This is a genomic window from Enterorhabdus sp. P55 (assembly GCF_009911695.1).
GTDB lineage: Bacteria > Actinomycetota > Coriobacteriia > Coriobacteriales > Eggerthellaceae > Enterorhabdus.
Genome location: NZ_QWKK01000298.1, coordinates 1 through 567 on the forward strand (window position 1 = coordinate 1; position 567 = coordinate 567).

Genomic DNA, 567 nt, shown 5'->3' on the forward strand with positions numbered 1-567 from the left:
ACTTCCGTTATCACAGCTGACCCAGGTCTTCCACTCAATACTATTGGTATTTCAAAAGAGATGTGGGAAGCTGCTGGACGTCCTGACCCTGAAAAAGGTGAACGTTTCATGGTATGGCGTGACCCAATGTTGCGTCCAACTAATACCGCAGCTTATAAGTTCGTTGTAGATGAAAACCTTACAGGTATTTCACTTAACCCACTTCTTGCGGACAAGATGGACGGTGACTTTGATGGTGATACATTCGGTTCTCACTTCACTCATGACAAAGCAGTTCAAGAAGAATGGGCTACTAAATTGGCTGCTGAAAATGCCGTTCAATTACGTCGTGTTGACATGGAAGGTAACGAAGTTTCCATGCTTGATATTAACGGTGATGTTAAGATGCCTCACTTAGTTCGTCGTCAAGAGGTCGGTGGTGTGATCGCTAACGCTCTTACAGATCAAAACGTTGTTGCAAGCCTTAAATCCGTACAAGCTGAACTTGACGCCAGTGGCAATAAGAAATCTGCTGAAGCACTTGATGCAATTCTATACACTGCAGGTTCTGAGTATCTTGCTGATACG

1 protein-coding gene is annotated in these 567 nt (G+C 44.1%); it reads left to right on the forward strand.

Annotation, left to right across the window (positions count from 1 at the left end; all coding sequences use genetic code 11):
* Positions 1-567 (forward strand): hypothetical protein (locus D1643_RS11380; RefSeq protein WP_160710681.1); only part of this gene is annotated, 567 nt, incomplete at both ends.